General features: G+C 53.9%; 20 protein-coding genes. 5 read left to right on the forward strand and 15 right to left on the reverse strand.

Annotated elements, in window-relative coordinates; translation table 11 throughout:
• Positions 1–13: 13 nt before the first annotated feature.
• From K3T83_RS38860 to K3T83_RS38880, 5 genes are all read right to left on the reverse strand, one after another.
• A complete protein-coding gene (locus K3T83_RS38860; RefSeq protein WP_220208514.1) occupies positions 14–1,342 on the reverse strand; it encodes a F390 synthetase-related protein in 1,329 nt (442 codons plus the stop codon).
• A complete protein-coding gene (locus tag K3T83_RS38865) occupies positions 1,329–2,180 on the reverse strand; it encodes an MBL fold metallo-hydrolase (RefSeq protein WP_220208515.1) in 852 nt (283 codons plus the stop codon). Before K3T83_RS38865 ends, K3T83_RS38860 begins: the two co-directional genes overlap by 14 nt.
• Positions 2,177–3,157: an NAD-dependent epimerase/dehydratase family protein gene (locus tag K3T83_RS38870; RefSeq protein WP_220208516.1), complete on the reverse strand. Its 981-nt coding sequence runs from the start codon at positions 3,155–3,157 to the stop codon at positions 2,177–2,179. Before K3T83_RS38870 ends, K3T83_RS38865 begins: the two co-directional genes overlap by 4 nt.
• Positions 3,158–3,284: 127 nt before the next feature.
• Complete coding sequence (locus K3T83_RS38875; protein ID WP_220208517.1) at positions 3,285–4,274, reverse strand: 3-oxoacyl-ACP synthase III family protein; 990 nt, start codon at positions 4,272–4,274, stop codon at positions 3,285–3,287.
• A 435-nt stretch (positions 4,275–4,709) separates the two neighbouring features.
• On the reverse strand, positions 4,710–5,057 hold the full coding sequence (locus tag K3T83_RS38880; RefSeq protein WP_220208518.1) for a hypothetical protein: 348 nt from the start codon (positions 5,055–5,057) through the stop codon (positions 4,710–4,712).
• Positions 5,058–5,238: 181 nt separating this feature from the next.
• Here K3T83_RS38880 and K3T83_RS38885 point away from each other — a divergent pair, with 181 nt between their 5' ends.
• Complete coding sequence (locus K3T83_RS38885; RefSeq protein WP_220208519.1) at positions 5,239–5,988, forward strand: sulfite exporter TauE/SafE family protein; 750 nt, start codon at positions 5,239–5,241, stop codon at positions 5,986–5,988.
• A 5-nt stretch (positions 5,989–5,993) separates the two neighbouring features.
• On the opposite strand, the gene K3T83_RS38890 is transcribed toward K3T83_RS38885, so the two are convergent.
• The 4 genes from K3T83_RS38890 to K3T83_RS38905 all read right to left on the reverse strand — a co-directional run bounded on the left by K3T83_RS38890 (position 5,994) and on the right by K3T83_RS38905 (position 7,983).
• Positions 5,994–6,485 (reverse strand): SRPBCC family protein, encoded by a 492-nt coding sequence (locus K3T83_RS38890; protein WP_220208520.1) that lies wholly within the window; start codon positions 6,483–6,485, stop codon positions 5,994–5,996.
• Between the two features lie 101 nt (positions 6,486–6,586).
• On the reverse strand, positions 6,587–6,763 hold the full coding sequence (locus K3T83_RS38895; RefSeq protein WP_220208521.1) for a hypothetical protein: 177 nt from the start codon (positions 6,761–6,763) through the stop codon (positions 6,587–6,589).
• A 247-nt stretch (positions 6,764–7,010) separates the two neighbouring features.
• Positions 7,011–7,202, reverse strand: a complete 192-nt coding sequence (locus K3T83_RS38900; RefSeq protein WP_220208522.1) for a hypothetical protein — start codon at positions 7,200–7,202, stop codon at positions 7,011–7,013.
• Between the two features lie 67 nt (positions 7,203–7,269).
• Positions 7,270–7,983, reverse strand: a complete 714-nt coding sequence (locus K3T83_RS38905; protein WP_220208523.1) for a nucleotidyltransferase domain-containing protein — start codon at positions 7,981–7,983, stop codon at positions 7,270–7,272.
• An 835-nt stretch (positions 7,984–8,818) separates the two neighbouring features.
• Between K3T83_RS38905 and K3T83_RS38910 the strand changes: the two genes are divergently transcribed.
• A complete protein-coding gene (locus K3T83_RS38910) occupies positions 8,819–9,640 on the forward strand; it encodes a hypothetical protein (protein ID WP_220208524.1) in 822 nt (273 codons plus the stop codon).
• Positions 9,641–9,697: 57 nt separating this feature from the next.
• Here K3T83_RS38910 and K3T83_RS38915 read toward each other — a convergent pair whose 3' ends face one another.
• Positions 9,698–10,174 carry a hypothetical protein gene (locus K3T83_RS38915; protein WP_220208525.1) on the reverse strand — a complete coding sequence of 159 codons (477 nt, stop codon included), beginning with the start codon at positions 10,172–10,174 and terminating at the stop codon, positions 9,698–9,700.
• A gap of 301 nt (positions 10,175–10,475) precedes the next feature.
• Between K3T83_RS38915 and K3T83_RS38920 the strand changes: the two genes are divergently transcribed.
• The 3 genes from K3T83_RS38920 (at position 10,476) to K3T83_RS38930 (ending at position 12,859) form a co-directional block, all read left to right on the forward strand.
• Positions 10,476–11,465, forward strand: coding sequence for a hypothetical protein (locus tag K3T83_RS38920; RefSeq protein WP_220208526.1), 990 nt, complete (start codon positions 10,476–10,478; stop codon positions 11,463–11,465).
• A gap of 201 nt (positions 11,466–11,666) precedes the next feature.
• Entirely contained in the window at positions 11,667–12,425 is a 759-nt protein-coding gene (locus K3T83_RS38925; RefSeq protein ID WP_220208527.1) for a MerR family transcriptional regulator, read from the forward strand.
• Positions 12,426–12,520: 95 nt separating this feature from the next.
• Positions 12,521–12,859, forward strand: coding sequence for a VOC family protein (locus K3T83_RS38930; RefSeq protein ID WP_220211054.1), 339 nt, complete (start codon positions 12,521–12,523; stop codon positions 12,857–12,859).
• 258 nt (positions 12,860–13,117) lie between these two features.
• On the opposite strand, the gene K3T83_RS38935 is transcribed toward K3T83_RS38930, so the two are convergent.
• The 5 genes from K3T83_RS38935 to K3T83_RS38955 all read right to left on the reverse strand — a co-directional run bounded on the left by K3T83_RS38935 (position 13,118) and on the right by K3T83_RS38955 (position 18,846).
• Complete coding sequence (locus tag K3T83_RS38935) at positions 13,118–14,140, reverse strand: zinc-dependent alcohol dehydrogenase family protein (protein ID WP_220208528.1); 1,023 nt, start codon at positions 14,138–14,140, stop codon at positions 13,118–13,120.
• A 131-nt stretch (positions 14,141–14,271) separates the two neighbouring features.
• A complete protein-coding gene (locus tag K3T83_RS38940) occupies positions 14,272–15,288 on the reverse strand; it encodes an NAD(P)-dependent alcohol dehydrogenase (RefSeq protein ID WP_220208529.1) in 1,017 nt (338 codons plus the stop codon).
• A 278-nt stretch (positions 15,289–15,566) separates the two neighbouring features.
• Positions 15,567–16,403, reverse strand: a complete 837-nt coding sequence (locus tag K3T83_RS38945; RefSeq protein WP_220208530.1) for a carbohydrate ABC transporter permease — start codon at positions 16,401–16,403, stop codon at positions 15,567–15,569.
• On the reverse strand, positions 16,400–17,344 hold the full coding sequence (locus K3T83_RS38950) for a carbohydrate ABC transporter permease (RefSeq protein WP_220208531.1): 945 nt from the start codon (positions 17,342–17,344) through the stop codon (positions 16,400–16,402). The genes K3T83_RS38945 and K3T83_RS38950 overlap by 4 nt, the downstream gene beginning before the upstream one ends.
• A 5-nt stretch (positions 17,345–17,349) precedes the next feature.
• Positions 17,350–18,846, reverse strand: coding sequence for an extracellular solute-binding protein (locus K3T83_RS38955; protein WP_220208532.1), 1,497 nt, complete (start codon positions 18,844–18,846; stop codon positions 17,350–17,352).
• Positions 18,847–19,301 lie beyond the last annotated feature (455 nt).

Consider the following 19,301-nt stretch of genomic DNA (forward strand, 5'->3'; position numbering starts at 1 on the left):
CTATCATTCCTCTCTAGTCCTGCGCCAACCGTTGCACGCGCCGCCGCTTCGTGCCCGCTGGCAGGGGCAACAACCCCTCTTCAATTTGCACAACAGCAGGACGACAATCATACTGCGCTAGCGTTTCGTCAACGCTCTTTCTCACAGCGCTTGCGACCTCATCAAAATTGGCATCAGGGGATACCGCAAGGTGAATGCGCAATTGTCCACAACGCTGTTGTACAGCCTGATAATCAGTGATGCGTGCATCGGCAAGCAGAATCATGCGCCGGATGGTGTCGGGGAAAAAGTGACGTTTGCCGCCTGTCCGTGCTGCAAAATAGCACAGATCGTCGTTGCGGCCCTCAATAGCTGCGATGACGCGAAACGATGAGCCACAGGTGCAGGGCGCGGGTGCCAGGCGCAGAATGTCATTGAGCCGATAGCGCACAATCGGCTGGGTTGTGCGCCAGAGGTCGGTGACAATCGGCGTGACACGCTCTTCCGGCCCGTTCGCGACCGGCTCAAACTGAAGCGCGACCAGATCTTCCTGAATATGCAGCGAACCGGCTGCACAACTGACGGCTAGCAACCCCTCGGTGCATTGATAGATCTGATGGACTGAGCAGGCAAAAACCGCTTGCAACCGCCGCTGATCCTGCTCCTCCAAAACTTCGGCAATCGAGATGAGCCGCTGGAGATGGATGCCCAGGTGTGCTTGCGCCTGCTCATCTGCTAGCAATCCCAGCAACGACGGTGGACCCAGCACGATATGAGGCTGAAAGCTGTTGAGACCCTGCACCGCGTCGTTCAGGGGAGTCATCAGGTCGAAATAGCGAAACTGGATCGGGCCGCCGCCGATTTCTTCATAGAGGTTGCTGTTCGAGCGCAGAAAAAAGGCCACCCGCACCCGTGACCTGGGCAGGCGATGCAGCACACGCGCCACTATCACGCCAGCCCACGCCGCCTGCTCCTGTGGACTGACCAGAAAGAGACCGCGATGCCCGGAGGTGCCAGAGGATAAGCCAACAGTCAGCCCGGCAATATTCGAGCTGAAATCGCGGCTGTGCTCCGCTTGCAACGCCACTTCCATTGCCTCCTCTTTGCTAATTCCACGAGTGTTGAAGGTAGCGAAATGCTCCATCATCGTCTGCTTCTCGATGGTTGGCAGGTGTCGCCAATTGTGCAGATCATGGCCCGCCCAGTGCTGACGATAGAAGGGGGAATGCTGCTCCACATAGGCGAGCAGCCGTTGCGCTCGTTGCTCCTGATAGCGCTCAAGGGCCGCGCCGTGCAGATGGTGCCAGCGCCAGTTCGCCCGCACATAATGGCTCACCACCTGCGCCGCGTTAGACAGTTTCATCAGCGCCCTCCACTTCCTGAGCGAACGTTGCAGGGCAATGGCTGGGGATAATCAGGATGTCGGGCTGCTGTTGTTGAAAAGCATGCAAGCGTTGGAGCGTTGTTTGTACGGCGCGCGCATCATCGATAAAAAGGCTCGTCAGGCGCGATGGCGAGCGTTGCTCATCAATCGAGCGCTTGAGCCAGGCACCATCGGCGGCAAAGAGGATGCGTCCACGCTGTGTATGTGCCAGCAAACCCATCTGCCCGCGCGCATGGCCCGGCAAGCTGAACAGCAGCAGGGAACCGTCGTGAAAAAGGTCGTGCGTGGCCCCCAGCGCTGGCAAGCTTGTTCCTGCAAAGTCCGACAACAAGGTTGCTCGTGCGGCAAAATCGGTGGGCAACAGGGCGGGAATGAAGGCTCGTCGCAGTGCCGCCAGCCCTCGACGATCCGCAACATCTGTATAGGCGCTCTGCGTAGCAATAAACTCGGCCTCTGGAAAGTCGCGCAACCCGGCGATATGATCGGCGTGGAAATGCGAGATGAGGACGCGCTTGATATCCTGTGGTCGCAGCTGCCAGCGCTCCAGTTGCGCCGCCACGCTGAGCCGTGCATCCAGATGAAGCGGCGTTGCACGACGATAGAGCGAGAAAGGCAAATCCTGCGTCACAGCAAGCATGCGGGGCGCATAGCCGGTATCCCACAGGAGCCAGCCGTGATCGGGATGATGCAGCAAGGCCACAAGCGAGTGGCAGGCAACGCGCCGCCGTTGTCCACCGGCGATGAGATGATGCTCCCAGGTCAGGCAATAGCCAGTATCGAGCAGATAACATTGCAGTTCTGGTGGCTTGCCGCTCATGCTTCCTGCTCCTTCAATGCCGCCAATGTATGCTCGATCCCTGTTGCAACGGAGGTGGATGGAGCATAGCCGAGATCACGTTTAGCAGCTGTGATATCGTATGTCTGGGTGCGAGCGAGAATAGTGGCCGAGTAGCACGTCAACAGCGGCTCAGTCCCGGTTAGCGCCGCCCTCGCCTCCATCATTGCCGCCGCCGTCAGCGCTACAGAGAGCGGTATCTGACGCAGTTGTGTTGATAGCAGTAGCTCTTGCAAAACCTTGCGAATAACTTCCCACAACAATATGTGCTCATCGTTGGTAATGGTGTAAGTTTTGCCAATAGCAGCAGCAGTGTTAAGGGCGAGCAGCAGCGCTCTGGCGACGTTCTCGACATAGGTGAGATCGACCAGATTGCGCCCATCGCCGATCTGTGGCAAACGCCGACGACGAGCGGCAGCGATCAATTGTGGGAGCAACGTGCGATCTCCGGGTCCAAAGATAGCTTTCGGGCGCACGATAACCGTTTCCAGCTCTGAAGCTGCCGCGTTGACCAGATCCTCTCCCAGTTTCTTTGTCAGCGAATAGACGGAGACGAAGCGCCGGGGATAGGGCAGAGCCTCCGTCACGTTCCGCTGATCGGCTCCCATAAAGACGACGCTGGGCGACGAAACATAGATCAGCCGTTTGACATTATGCTCACGACAGCCCTCCACAATGGCGCGCGTTCCTTCGACGTTGATCGCGAAGAAGTCCGCACGCTTGCCCCAGGCAGCCGAGAGCGCCCCCACATGATAGACCGCATCCTTATCACGGCACGCCTGCTTGACCGCGTTTTTATCCCGCAAGTCGCATATAATAGGAACGGCTTCTTTGCGCAAAGATGGCAAAACCTGGGAGAAATCGCGCCCCATCATACTTACGGTATGCCCTGCCATCAGCAATACCCGCGTCAGGTGTTGGCCGAGAAAGCCAGTGCCACCTGTGACCAGAATCTTCATATTGCTCCCAATTGATAAGCTTTCACACATTAACATCAAGCAAATGTCGTAGTCGCGCGATTTATCGCGCAATCCCGTGCATGCGCGATAAATCGCGCGACTACGACATTTGCCATTTTATCGAATTTTAAAAAATCAGAGCCAGCGCGCCCAGTGTCAGACCCGCAGCTGTGCCAACGAGCAGCACGCGATGTCCGCGCTGGATACGTCTATCATGCACAGCCTCGGCCAGCGCCAGGGGGATAGACGCGGAGACGCAGTTGCCCCGCACCGCCAGATTATCCACGATCTGATCGCTCGTAAAGCCCAGCTTTCGGGTGAGCAGGTCGAGCGCGTGACGGCTGGCATGGTGCGGGATCACAGCGTCGATCTGGTCGCGCTTCCAGGGCAGGCTGGCGAAGAAGCGCTCAAGAAATGGCTCAATGAGACGAGACCCCTGCTTGAAAATGGCTGGCCCCTGCATCTGGAACAGGTTCATGTCCGGGGTGGTTGCCGGATCATTGGGATGATGCAACGTACCACCGCCTCGTATCTGTGTGAGTTCGGCACCGCTACTGTAAGTCTCGAAGAGCGCATGATGCAGACAGCTCCGCTCGCCTTCAGCGCTGGGCGTGAGTACGACCGCCGCCGCTGCATCGCCGAAGAGGGCCACGCTTTCGCGCTCCGCCGGATTGAGCGAGCGCGAGGCCGGTTCGCTGCTGCACAACAGGACGCGGCGATAAGCTCCCGAAGCCACAAGATGCGCGACGGTATGCAGGGCCAGGGGAAAGCTCAGGCATGTGGCGTTGATATCGAAACACGTGCTGGCCCCATCGGGAGCCGCCAGTGCGCGCTGAATAAACGTTGCCGTACAGGGAATAGCCTGCTGCGGTGCGGAGGAGGCAAAGACAATCGCATCGAGATCGGCTGGTCGTATTCCCGCTTCGGCCAGCGCCATCTGAGCCGCTTCTGTCGCCATACTGACGCTCGTTTCGTTTGTCACATAGCGCCGCTCATGAACGCCGGTTGCCCGCGCGATCCAATCGGCAGCGATGCCAAGCCGCTCCTCAAGCTCGGCGTTGGTGACACGACGTTCGGGCAGATACCAGCCGGTGCCTGCAATTTTTACTGATAGCATTGGAGTCCTTCTCTGAAATTGACGATACTACATGATGTATGCGGTTGCCATGTCATTGTCAAATGACCAGTACTTGCATGCCTGGATACCCCATCCATATCCTATATACGTCGCGCTCTCTCCGTTTTAGACAGCATCCAATACGCCCTACCCCTTCGGGATCAAGCAGGTGAAAGATGAAGATGGAGAATTTCGAGCATTAATACACTGGATTCCAAAGGAATGTCGTTACTCATCTCAAGTATAGAAGCGACAAGAGCAAATGGGATGGGGCAAATGACCTATCTCCGCCTTTTTTCTAAATAAAGTTGAACCGGTGTAATAATGCGTCATAATTGGTAAATTTATTGTTTTTTCATAAAATGACAGGCCATCACAAAAAAAGTGCTGTTGCACTATCTATTCCTCTTTCAGCCTTCCCTTGTCTCTTCCCATTCAGTCTATTACAAAGAAATGATGAAAATTTTCCTTCAAAATCGGTAAAACCTTTCGTAGTGGAGCGATGTATCGCGCGGGTGGAACCGCCTGAGAAGCTGCTCCAACGCGATAATTGGTGCATCCGGCAAATGTTCCGGGGAGAAAGAGGTTCTCCCCCCATCCGTAGCGACAATGGGGGGAGTGGAGGGCTGTGGGGGCCTTGCGCTTGTCGCTCTCGCCTCCGAATGGTCCTCTCCCTCTGGCGGCGTGGCAAACGGCGATGAAACGGCCTGGGGAGAGCGACAAGCGCAAGGCCCCCACCAGGACCATCCAGCCACCCATTGTCGCTACGGCTGAACCCAACATTCTCTGCCCCCTCACTATTCCCCCCCAATTCCCGGATGCACCAATGATGAGATTCCCGGGTTTGAAAGGAAATTTTCATAATCGCTCCACTACGAACTACTGGAGATGAAGAGGGTTAATGGGTTGTCTCAGCAAAATATGTTATAGTGCAGTATATCATGTCTTTTAGGGGGAGTTAGCAATGACAGCGACGCTGATCGGGCTGGTGGTTGCTGTTGTATTTATCGGGGCACTGATGAGGGGAACATTTGGCTTCGGCGAAGCGGTCATCAGCATGCCGCTACTCACGCTCCTACCGATCAATCTACATACTGCAATCTCGCTGGTCGGGCTTATGGGCCTGACTGCGACGGGTCCGACGATTATTTCGGGCTGGCGTCACATCGATCATCGCACGCTGATCTGGCTTCTCGGCGCGGCGCTGCCTGGCATCCCGGTCGGACTGGCTCTTGTGACCTTCGCCCCGGCATCTCTCGTAACCAGAACGCTGGGTATCCTCCTGATACTCTACGGCGGCTACTCGCTGCTACGGCCCATGCTTGACCAGACGGCAGAGCGTGTTGGAATGACGCATCGTGGCTGGGCACTGCCATTTGGTTTCGCCTCCGGCATGCTTGGCAGCGCGTATAATATTGGTGGCATCCCCATCGTAGTGTATGGCACGTTGAGCCGCTGGAATCGGACCAGTTTCCATGGCACGCTCCAGGCGTACTTTCTGTTCGCAGACATCCTTATCGTGAGCGGACAGGGACTCGGCGGCCTGTGGACGGCCAATCTCTTCACCCTCTACGCCTTCTCCCTGCCAGCCATCATCGTCGCCACCCTGCTCGGCCTGTTCCTACACCGCCGCATCCCTACCGAAAGGTTTACACGCTATGTCTTTATAATCATTATCCTGTTCGGCCTGCTATCGCTCGTCACATCGGCTTGACGATGCTATGAATGTTGTTGAGTGACAACGCCGTCAGGAAAATGGTCGGCGACCAGGTTCAATTGAATTCCATGCTCAAGATACGCCTTAAGTCCCGAAAGCACAAACGTAAAGCCCTGAGTCGAATCAAGCGCCTGCTGAACCTGTGTATCTGCATCGCCGACAAAGCCAGCATTGGTGACACTGACAAACGTTGTGTTATCAGGACGTGCTGTAAAGGTCCATTCGACCATCGTAGGGTGATCGTAGCCAGACCATTCAACAACGATGCGCTTATTTTGCTCAACAGCTTTGACGTTCACCCGTGCCGAGGCATTGAACATTTCCCAATCCCACTGCACCTGCTTGCTCGGTTCAAGCCTGCCGCTGCCCCTGGTAAACCAGAATTTGGAGGTGATAGCGGGATCGATAAACGCCTCAAAGACTTCCGCAACGGGCCTGCGAATCAGCATCGCCGACTTCGCACATGGCCCCTTAGTGATCTGGAGATTGTTCATTGATCGTATATCCCTTTTACTTAGATAAATCAGTTGCAGCAAGCAAGCGCAACTGATTTATCCCCTGTTCACACATAAAGTGTTGCGATCTGGCCCCGCGTCTAGGATGGAGCCAGTCGCGCAATCAGCATAGCATGGGAACGGATCAAAAACTTCTCCAATCTTGCCGTCTCTGGAGATTCATATCCTAATATCGCCGAAACAGTCGGTAAAGAAAGATGATAATAGAGAATATAAAGCAGAGCGCGTCGGATCAAGCTTTCGGGCGTCTGGAGCATCTTTCCATTCTTCATTCGTGAAATTTGAAGGTGGAGAGGACGTTGGGTCTCCCGTAGCGACAAGGAGGGGTTGGGCTGGGGTAGTGGGGGCCTTGCGCTTGTCGCTCTCGCCATGCGCCCTCACGCCAGGAACCAGGAAACACGAAAACGGTGTGGCGAGAGCGACAAGCGCAAGGCCCCCACATCCACACCACGCCTCCCCTTGTCGCTACGTGGGGTAAGGAAAGACATATAGAGCAAATGGAGCCTATAAATTGCCCTCATCGTCAGGAGCACTGTGTGATGGAGCAGGAGCAGACTCTACCAACTCAGAAGCATCAACCCCAAGTGCATCAGCTAACCACCCAAATGTAATCGTTGTAATAGAGTAGAACGGATCACGATAGATGCTCCTGATGGTGTTATAAGGAACATCCGCAACCCTTGAGAGCTTCCCCATACTAAACCCTTTGTTTTTCGCTACTTCTTTGGGTACAATGAGCGTGAGTTGGACGTGGGTGAAGCCCTCATAGAGGAGAGGGAGTTACGCGAGGCCAGAATTGTTCTCCCTCCCCCTCTAGGGACGACAGAATCCAGTCAAGAAGCGCAAGAGCTACTCGCACACGCTGCTGAGTCTCTCCGCAAAAGAAGAGTTTGAGCTTTTCTTCGATATCAGCTGGCCCCTGTGACAAATCCTTCAGATGAGGCCAGATAGAGCCGTTAGGTGGAAGTGGTCTGTTATTGGCAGCCCATAACCCCTCGATAATCTGCCAGGAAACCGTTCCTGTGGCGAAGGCAGCTTTCAACAGATTGCCCTCTCTATCGGCCACACGTATTTTGAAACGAGCAGCTTCTAGCCAGGTAGCGATTTTCTCCCGCTCGGGTTCGGGGAGCAGGTAGGTTTCAAAGCGTCTTTGCGCGAGTTCTTTCAGATGTACAAGGACGCCCTGTGGATCAAAGAGGATGCGCCCATCCAGATAGGCATAGACCTCCATCGGGTTTGTTTCAAGCCTGGACTGAGCTAATGTTACATCAGCATACTCCTGTTCCACCAGAACCCCTTCGCGCAGACCTCGCTGAAACTCACGTTTAGCCCCTGGGGTGAGAATGAAACGAAGGTCGAGATCAGCTCCTGGCAAGGCATCACCCCTCGCAACGGAGCCGGTGAGCAGCACACCAATAATCTCCTCCTGCCTGGATGCCTCCTCAACAATCGCTTGCAAAAGAGCTTGATACAACACCTGATCATTTCCTTTCATCGATTTCTAGAGTAGCGACTCTTGAGGGAGCGAAACTTCCCACCATCCGTAACAACTCTTGAGGGAGTGAAGCCTCTCACCACCCGTAGCGACAAGGGGTGGTGAGGGGTTATGGTGGGGGCCTTGCGCTTGTCGCCGTTGGGAGCGATGATGGGTGCAAATAGGAAATACCGGGAAATTGGCCTGGCGAGGGCGACAAGCGCAAGGCCCCCACCATAACCCCTCAACCACCCCTTGTCGCTACGGGTGCCCCAACATCCTCTGTCCCTTATGATTCACTTTTCAATTGCCACAGCCCCAATGAATTATTTCAATCGCAAACGCGCCTCTTGCTCCTTTTCCACAGTAGGGGTGCCTCGCATGGCTCTACAGGCGACTCCGTGAGGTGGTTTGCGAGGCAGAGCACTATTTTGCCATTTTTGAAGGATTTTTCCCGCTTCTCCGTTGAGTATACCTGACTTTCTTTGCTCTTACAAGAGCCTGTAGAGCCATTTCAGCATTATAAAAGGGTTTATCGAGGCACAAAGTGGTGGTAACTCCAAGCACGTTGCCTCGATAAACCCTTCTATATTCCAGGTGGTCAACATTCCCTATTGCGCATGGAGCTTGATACACTCCCGCCAACAGCTTAGGATCAACAGACGTTACATAACGTTTTTGACGTATTCATATTTACTATGAGATAATAGTAATCCCAACGTTACATAACATAGAAACGTCTTCCATCCTCTCAGTTTCAATTGGTGGAGACTCCACAAAAACGGGTCCGGTTCACTTGGAAGAGATGCTTGTTTTGTATTAAGGAAAGGATTTTCAGATGCCAAAAAGACCTATAGAAGGAACCTCACAGCTTGAAAAAAGGAGAAAAGGGGAAGAACCTGAAACAGGATATCATAGTGACGCGACACGATTCGGCCGTCCGGCTAGCAGAGAAGGGCAAGGAAGTTCGGCAGAAAGATTTCATGATACGATTGCTCAGGAGGGGCATGAAAAAATTGTAAATTATGCCCAATATTTGGGATTAGAAGAGATTGGTCCTCATAGCACCGAAGAAGAGATACTTAAAGCGGTAAATGATTTAAGTGAAGAAAACGGTCGAGGGAAAATTAACGAGGAGGAACTTAGAAAAAAGGCAGAAAAACATAAGCTCACTCAAGAGTACGACTATCAACCCGAATCTTCCTCTGAAGGAGAACCATTTGATGATGATATCAATCATATCGTAACACTACATCTTCGTGAAATGAATGATGAGCAAAGAGCTATATATGCAGAAGGATATGAGATAGATGTAGATGAAGTGGAAGAACACTGGAATTCAAAGCATCAAAAAAGGGTAAATTATGCAGAGAGATATACAGATGATGTAACATTTGCAGATCCCCCATTAGAAGTGCTTGCTAAAGTAAATCAAAAAAGAATATGGGCATTAACAGACCTGGATGAGCTTGACGCGAAGGCAGCCGTATTCGATAGAGTAGGAGAGAGGAACTATCTTTCTGATGAGGATGACAGGGCCAGAGAGGATGCAATGCAGCAGATAATAAATAATCTTCCTCGAAGTGATACTCTTGCTCCTAGAAATAGCACTACCTGGCGGCAAGCACAAGAAGAATACAGGCGCCAGAGAGGAATGTAGCAAATAAGCGTTTCACTTGTCTTTAAGCTCTAAAATAATCCAGGCGGCCAACATTCCTTATTGCATATGGGTGCTGGATACACTCTCGCCGTTTGATCTTTTGGTCCGATACGTACGCAACAGGTGGAACACGAACCAGAGCACCCACGCGGTGATGCCTCCAAGCGCATCACCGCGAAAGGCGTTGAAGTCGGTGAAGGTTGGCGGTTGGCCGCGAAAAAATGCCTGGATCGTCTCCTGCACCAGCGCCGCCAGCACCAGACCCGGAATATACCAGCGCAACTTCCGCAACAGTGGCACAACACCAAGTAGCAACATACCCACGATGAAAAAGAAGATCGTGTGTCCGACGAAATGATCGCGTGCATTGTGAAATACCTGACGAAATGGCACGCCAAAAGCAGGCCACGCCTCGCTCAACCAGTCAAAAGGAAACCAGAGAATCCCCAGCAACACGAGAATAGGCCAGCCATAGCGCAGGCAGAGCAGAGCATAGCGCCGCCAGTTATCTTTGGCCCTCGTATCTTTCTTCATCGCTACTCCTCATAACCTCCCTCCCCAGTCGTTGGGGCGGGAATAACTTCCAATCATCATACAGATGTTCCTCTCTCAAGTCAACATAATGCGACAAATACAACTCGGGACGCTCCTTAACTACAAGTTACTCACAGTATCAGAAGCAAATAAGATTATCGAAGCACCGCTTTTCTGCCTAAATTTCCCATAAGTATTGTAATCCCTCATCACATCCTCTATACTTTCGACAGAAGGATCATCTGTGGCACAAAACCGGTTAAAGATACATCGAAAAGTAAAAAAATCAGGAGCATATTGTATGTATTGTCATAAATGCGGTGCAAGTCTCTCCACAGGCACACCCGTCTGTTCTCACTGTGGCAGCCCAACTATCGAACAAAATAGCGAGGAAGCATTGGAAAATATTGTGACTCTCCCTTCCACTCCCAGGCCCCATGATCCTTACCATTCTAAAGCTCATACCTTCTATGGAGAACAGACAACTCAAGAGAGTTCACAAAATGTCTATGCGCCGCCACCACCGCAACAACGCCGCCGTACTCCTTCCAGCTTCTTCAAAGGTCTTTTCGCCAGCATCATCGTGTTCCTCCTGCTCAGTGGCTCGTTTGGCACCTGGCTGTACCTCGCCCATAAAACAACAACCCCATCCGTACCCCCCCCCAGTAAACCAACGACAACCCCTCAACCAACCGCGCACCCCGCCTCCCAATTCCTCCCCGGCATGTGGACACAGTGCGCCGTAGAGAACGCCACCTGCTCTTTCACCGGCACTATGACCGTTGCCTTTGGCGCGAATGGTTCCTACAAGTACGCCACCAAAACCAACGGAACCGCCTGCACCAATGATATCTTTGGTGATCCTTCATACGGCGCGAGTAAATTTTGCTATATAGAAACGCCTCCATCAACGACGAATGTATGGGTCCAATGCGCCGCCGAAAACGCCACCTGCACATTTAGTGGTACTATGACCGTTGCCTTTGGTACGAATGGTTCCTACAAGTACGCCACCAAAACCAACGGAACCGCCTGCACCAATGATATCTTTGGTGATCCTTCATACGGAAACGCCAAATTCTGCTATCTGATTTCACCACCGACCCAGGTGGCAAGCTGGACCACATGTGCCACCGAAAACGCCACCTGCTCTTTCACAGGCAAGCACGAGGTCGCCTTTGGTACTGATGGAAAATACCTCTATGGCAGTTTTACCAACGGAACCGCCTGTACCAGCAACGTCTTTGGTAATCCAACAGACGGCGGCGCGAAGACCTGTTACTACCAATAGCGCACCTGTTATCAGCGGTTGCCGCTACATGCTGGTCACACGCAATTTCCCTCTGTATTTCTCTGCTGCACCAATTATAAGTTGCACATGCTCTTTTTTATTGAAAAGCCAGTATGTCCCTCTTCATTACAACATTGGTTTATATGTGGAGGGTTTTCGCTTATAATATCCCTGGATGCCAACGTTGGAAGAGAGATGCATATGCAAGAGACAACGATTTTACGCACAAGCGATCTGGCAAAAGAGCTGGGCGTTCACGTCAATACGATCCGGCTCTATGAGGCGTCCGGGTTCCTCTCGCCGGTTCCGCGTGGAAGCAATGGCTATCGATGCTATAGCCCGATCCATCTCGAACAGGCGCGGCTCACTCATCTTGTCCTGCGCTGGCCCTATGTTGGCGACAAGCAACCGCTCATTGCTCTGGTGCAGAGCGCGGCGAATGGCGATCCGGGAATGGCAATGGAGTTCGCCTATCAATATATGGCACAAATACGCGTTGAGCGCACCTACGCGGAATCGGCGCTCGAATTCCTCGAACGCTGGGCCGCTGGACACACAATGGATATATCGTCCCACCCTATGCGTATTCGGGAAGCCGCCGCACACCTCAATGTCTCCGTCGATATGCTGCGCAACTGGGAACGCAACGGCCTGCTGACGGTCCCACGCGATCCCGCCAATGAATACCGTCTCTATGGAAGCACCGAGTTTGGACGGTTGCGCGTTATCAGAATGCTCGTGCGGTGCGGCTTCAGCCTGATGGCGATCCTGCAAATGCTCCAACAAATCGATAGCGGCAACACCAACAATCTCCGCGATGCATTGAACGTCTCACATGACACCAAATTTGTCGCCGTCATCGCTGACCGCTGGCTGACAAGCTTGCTGGAACTGGAACAGCGCACGCAACAAATAATTGCACAGATCGGGCGCATGATCGAGATGTTTTATCAGCAATAATCCACTCTCCAAACCCTCCACATATACACCAATGTTCTACAATGCAGATGTGCGCACACAAAAAGGTTTGAGTTAGCGAGTTAAGAGAGGCAATGATGAAATTGAATCATGTCAATTTGACCGTAACCGATGTTCCTGCTGCCGTGAACTTTCTCGAAAAGTACTTCGGGTTGCGCAATCCGGGCGGGGGCAATAAAGGATTTAGCGCCCTTTTTGATGATGATGGGCTGGTCCTCACACTGATGAAGGCCGGTGAAGTCGCCTATCCCAAAACATTCCATATCGGCTTCGGTCAGGAAAGCGATGAGCGCGTCAACGAGATCTATCGACGCTTGAAAGAGGATGGATTCGATGTCAAACCGCCACAACGCAGCCACGCCTGGACCTTTTATGTGCAGGCACCCGGCGGATTCACGGTTGAGATAATGTCGTAGTCGAGCGATTTATCGCGCTGGCGGCCCTCAACGTAGGTATAAGGCAGGCCAGCATGATAATTGGCGCATCACAAACCCTCCCGGGGTGAGGTCGAAAATGGCAGGGGCGATGGCTGGTCCTCACCCAGTTCCCCACATACGATGGGGCCACAGCGGGCGAGGACCAGCCATCGCCCCTGCCATTTTCGTGTGGCCCTCACCGTTTTATTTCGCAGATGCATCAACAATCACACATATAACTTGTTGCATCAATCATTGTTACCCGTTAGGCAAGATCTGTGTTTTGACGCCTTTGCCCTGGCGTACAAGGTCGAGCGCGTGTGGGAAGGAGTCAAGGGGCAGCGCTTCGGTGAGCATCAGTTGCGTGTTGATCGCACCACCGCTGACCAGATCGACCGCTTGCTGATATGAGTGCAGCACCGCCATTGAGCCGACAATCGTGATCTCGTCGTTGTAGACGCGGAAGGGCGAGAGCGCAACCGTCGCCTCGTTGGGTGCCACGCCAAAGACCATAAACTTCCCGCCGCGCTTGACTGCCTTGAACGCGCCCTCAATCGCTTTGGGAACACCAGTCGCATCGATCACGCAATCGAAACCCAACGGCTCCTCGCCCAACAACTCATCAATGTTCGCCGATGTGCTGTTAGCTCCCAGCTTCTCGGCGAGGCTCAAGCGCTGCGTGTTCAGATCCAGCACCGCCACGCGCGAAGCTCCACCGCGCAGCACCAGTTGCAGCAGCAATAGCCCCATCGTGCCCGCGCCCACAATCAACATCGTATCACCCAGCCGAGGTGCCAGCCGATGCACGCCATGCACCGCACAGGAAACAGGCTCGATCAGCGCCGCCTCGCGCAACGAGACGTGATCGGGCAACAGATATGCGTTGGCAGCTGGCACCGAAACGTATTCGGCAAACGCACCATCGACTGTATCGCCAATCGCGTTCCAATTCTGACAAAGATTGCCCTGACCATTGCGACAAAATGTACAGCGACCACAGAAAATCGAGGGATCGACCGCAACCTGGCTACCAACGGCAAACTTGCGCGGACCGCTGCCCTGCTGCATCGCGCTCCCCACCGCCACAATCTCGCCCGCAAATTCGTGGCCCGGCACAATTGGATAGGGCGTTGGCGGGAACTCGCCCTGCGCGATATGCAGATCGGTCCCACAAATGCCGCACGCTCCCACCTTGAGGATCAGATCTTCGGGTCCGGGCGTCGGATCAGAGACGCTCCCGACGCGGATCTCTCCAGGTTTATCGATAATGACAGCACGCATAGCTTCACCTCTCCTCATATATCCCGTAGTGACAACCGCAAGGAATTGTCGCGATCAATAGATGTAAAATACACATTTACCGCGACAACCGCAAGGGATTGTCTGCGACAACCGCAAGGGATTGTCGCTACTTACGGTACAACCACCGGCTTAATGTTGGTTGGATCGTTTTTCGCGGCCTGGAGCGCGGCCTCGGTCTCTTCCAGCTTATAGGTGCTGGTAACAAGTGATTTGAGGTCGATGCGCCCGGAGGCCACCATCGCAATTGCATCCTGATAGGTATTAGCATAGCGGAAAATACCGGTCAGCACGATCTCGTTATTTTGCAGGAACGACAGCGGTATCGACGCCTCCTCGCCCGGTCCCATACCCACAACCACCGCACGACCAGCAGGACGGAGCGAGCGCAGGCCATCTTTCAACGCCTGATTGTTGCCGGAACACTCGATCAGCGCATCGGCATCCAGACCAAGCGAGGTCAGCGATTCCTTAGCCACATTCACTGTGCGTGTCGCCCCCTGCTTGCGCGCAATCTCCAGGCGCTCAGGGAATACATCGGTAACAATCACTTCAGCGGCCCCCAGCGCGATTGCTACCTTCAGAGAGACGATGCCAATCGGTCCCGCGCCCGTCACCAGTACTCGGTCGCCGCCACGCAGACCAGCTTTGCGACACGCCCATAGGCCAACCGATAGCGGCTCGATCAGTGCTCCCTCTTCAAACGACATGCTATCGGACAGCGCATACGCGAAATCGTCGGGGATCGTCACATAGTTTGTGAAAGCACCGTCAATCGGAGGAGTCCCGAAGAAGCGCACGTTCTGACAGAGATTGTAGTTCCCATGACGGCACTCGCGACAGACGCGACAGGGGATGCCCGGCTCGATGGTGACGCGCTGTCCGACGCGCCCCAGGCTGACTCCCTCGCCAACGGCCACGATCACTCCTGCCGACTCATGCCCAAGAATCAACGGCTGATTAACGATAAACGAGCCGATCCGTCCGTGCTCATAGTAGTGGACATCGGAGCCACACACGCCCACCGCTTTGATCTCAACCAGCACCTCTTTTGGCCCCGGCTGAGGCTGCGAGCGCTCCTCCAACCGTATGTCGTGAGGAGCATAGAGTACTGCTGCTTGATTGCTCATAGATCTATTTCCTTTCCCAGGTATCCATCTCTTTATCCCTTATTGGTACATCTTTCTCTACCACCCATAGCGACAAGGGGAGGTGTGGAGGGGTTGCGGGGGCCTTGCGCTTGTCGCGCTCCCCAGGCCAATCTCCCGCTCTCTCCCATTGCAAAGCCCCCAACGGCGACAAGCGCAAGGCCCCCGCCAAGACCCCTCAACCTCCCCTTGTCGCTACGAGAGATCCGACCTCCGTTTGCCGGATGCACCAATAATCATGCGATGACAGCCAAATTTCTTTATTTTACCGCACCCAGCGTCAGACCTTCCACCAGCCAGCGCCGCACCGCCAGGCCAATCACCACCATCGGGAGCGCAACGATAGCGCCAATCGCCGTCAATTGCCCCCAGTCAATGCCGGTCTGCGTAATCAATTGCGAGGCCGAAAGGGGCAAAGTCTGGCTTTCTGGACCTGAGAACGTCTGTGCGAACGAGTAATCGTTCCAGGCAAAGACGAGGCAGAGAATCGCGGTTGTAGCCGTTCCAGGTGCCACCAGCGGCAGGGCAATGCGCCAGAAAATCTGGAAGTCTGAGGCTCCATCAACTCTCGCCGCCTCCTCAAGACTTTCGGGCAGATCGGCAAAGAAGGCGTTCATAATCCAGATGGCAAACGGGAGATTGAAGGTGAGATAGGCAATCACCAGTCCCGAGAGCGAATTGACCAGATGCAGGTAGCGAAAACCGATGTAGAGCGGCAGAATCACCGCCGCAATCGGAGCCATACGTGTGCTAATAATCCAGAACGCCACATGCTGCTTCCCTGGGAAGTGCGTACGTGCCAGCCCATAACCGGCCAGACAGCCCAGCCCAACGGCGATGATCGTCGAAATGCCAGCTGCCAGGATGCTATTCACAATATAGCCGCTGAAGCCGTTGCCTCCAGTAAAGACATCGATATAGTGCTGCAATGTCGGCACAAACGCGAAGGTCGGCGTAGAGGAGAAGATGGCCTCGGTTGGCTTGAGAGACGAGAGCAGCATCCAGATGATTGGAACCAGTATCCAGAGCAATACCAGTGCCAGCAGCGCATACAGGATCACCTGTCTACCCGTCGTATTCAATGCTTTGGTGCTCATCGTACTCTATCCCTCCGCTTGAGAACGCCTAAGAAAAGATTGGCCGCAATAATCGAGAAGACCAGCATGCCCAGTCCAATCGCCGCTGCATAGCCAAGATGGAAGAAGCGGAACGCCTGGTCATAGAGGCGCAGCGGAATAATCTTGGTCGCATCTGCCGGGCCGCCAGCCGTCGCAAGCCAGATCACATCAAAGTAGCGGATGGCATCCATTGCGCGAATCAGCAGCGCAACGACGACCACGCCGCCGATCAGCGGAAAGACCATATTCCACAGCCGCATCCAGTAATTGGCCCCATCGACCTTTGCCGCCTCGATAATCTCATATGGCATCGAAACCAGCCCGGCCAGCGTAATCAGCGCAATCAACGGCGTCCACTCCCAGACATCCATCAACACAACCGCGACAAATGCCGAGACTGGCTCACCTAGAACCGGCTTTGTGAAGACGCCGCTAGTCCTGAGCGCCCATGAATAGAGGCCATACGTCGGATCGAGCATGAAGCGGCCAAGCAGCCCGACGATGACCGGAGCGATGAACATAGGAATGAGGATCAGGGAGAGGGCAATATTTTTGCCAGTTGTGATCTCGTGTAGCAATAGAGCAATCGCGATACCTAACACCATCTCTACACCAACGGTTGCCACAAAATAGAGGAGGCTAAGACCCCAACTACCTCTGACATCCGGGTCGGTAAACATCTGTGCCCAGTTGCTCAAGCCAACCCAGCTAAACGAGACGCCACCCAGAAGGGATACATCGTTGAAGCTCATCCAGATGATGTAGAAAAATGGAATGAGCGAGATGGCTGCCAGCACGATCAGTGCTGGCAGCATCATCACGATCCCAAATGGTAGCGTCCAACGCCTCGCTCCTCGTGGCTGCGAGGCTGGCGAATGAACCGCCGGTGCCACTTGTTTCACGTGTTGTTTCGTCTCCATCAGGATCAAACCTTATTTGCTTTGTCGATACCTGCCTTAATGTTTTTCATAGTAACATCGGGAGCTTGATTGGCAACGAGCATCTTCGAGAGTTCGGTGAAGATGATCGTGTCGCACTGGTTCCAGGTCGGGATTTTGGGGCGCATACCAACGTTTTCCGGTTTCCACGCCTCGTTGACAGCAGTAGCGGACAGGATGTTGGGCATTGGCGATGGGTTCTGCTTCATCGCCGCCTGCACCTCTGGTAGTTCATAGACCGAAGTGCGCGTTGGGGTGCCGCCGCCGACTTTACTCTTGAGGTCCATCACCTGGGTATCGGGCGATGTGGCCCAGACGACGAAGAGCCAGGCTGCCTTCTGCAACTGGTCGGAAGCGTTCTTGTTGATGCCAATGCCGGTACCGCCATAGATGTTCGCGCTGCGGGCCGGTCCCTTTGGCAGACGGGCATAGCCCCACTTACCGCCAAACTTGCCGCCCTCGACGCTGGCCGCATACTCGTGCCATTCGGGGGCCATCGCGATCTGTCCTTCTGCCAGCGCCTTACCAACGCCATCCCAGTCCCAGCTAGTGCTGCCCGGATGTGCGATCTTGAGCAACTTCTGATAGAAGGTCGCAGCCTGAATCGCAGCGGGTTGGTCAAGCATACAGGCTCCAGGCTTGTCGGTGCCGATAGTGCCAACCGTCTGCTCGTCCTTGAAGTACTGCCCACCATAGGCCCAGAGGACGTTGGAGAAATCACACATTAGCGAGTCGTACTGTTTGGCCTGATGACCAGTGCCATAGGGCACATCGGCCTTTGCATTCTTATTGAACCAATCGGCGATCTGATAATACTGCTCCCACGTGCTGTTATCGGAGGGCGTCGGATCGAAGCCTAGATCCTTCTGCATCTGGCTCCCATACTTATCAAAGAGATCTTTACGGTAAATCCAGATCATCGTGGGGCAGTCATAGGGCAGGGCATAGAGCGCTTTGGGGTCCATGAAGCGGCCTGCGCCTTCCAGTTGCGCGGGGATAAAATCGTTAATTCCTTTGGGAACCGCTGGCAGGCTGCCGTCGTTGATAAACTGGTTGAGATCGACTAGCCCTTTGCTGAAGGGTGCCAGCACCTGATAGGGGTCGGCATAAATGACGTGGTACTGCGCATTGCCGGAGCCAAAGTCGAGCGCCACTTTCTGCACCAGAGCGCCCAACTCCATCTGCTGAATGTTAACCTTAATGCCAGTCAGATCGGTAAATGGTTTGGAGTTGGCGGCGATGGCCGAGGAGGGCGAGGTGTTTTCTGAGATGAAGTTGAGGGTTGTGCCACTAAACTGCTTCCACTTATCAGCGGTGCTGCTGCTCGATGTCGCCGAGCTTGAGCTGCCGCCACAGGCTGCCAGGAGCGATCCTGCGGTCGATGCGAAGGCCAGCGAGCCTCCCAGTTTCAGTGCATTGCGGCGCGTGATGCTTCCACTAAAGCCTGCTCTCAAATACTTCTCAAATGGATCTTGCTGACTCATGAGCGATTTTTCCTTTCTTCCTGGCATCTCTCAACAGTAGAAATGCCATACCGCGACCTCGCGGCCAGAGTGAGCGCAAAAATGGAGCGACTGCTACGTAACATTTGGTGTGAGAAGATCACAGGGTCATTTGATGAGATGAATCAGTGGATCCAACACATCGTTGTTGCGCGATAAATCGCGCAATCTCGCACATGTGCGATAAATCGCGCAACAACGATGTGTTGGTAGCTTCTACAGAAAGAGAGATATCAGAATAAATACCACGTTGCCATACGAGAGAAACCACCGAAAAATCCACTACTGATCTTTCTATCCTTTTTGCCCTCTAAATTCTTCCGGGAAACTGTACGTAAGAGGCCAGGAGGTCAACACTGTATCGCGCAGATATCGACGTCATTCAGGACTAGACTGCGTGGACACCTGACCAACCCAACCATAATCTAACACCAGAG

Source organism: Reticulibacter mediterranei, assembly GCF_016587455.1.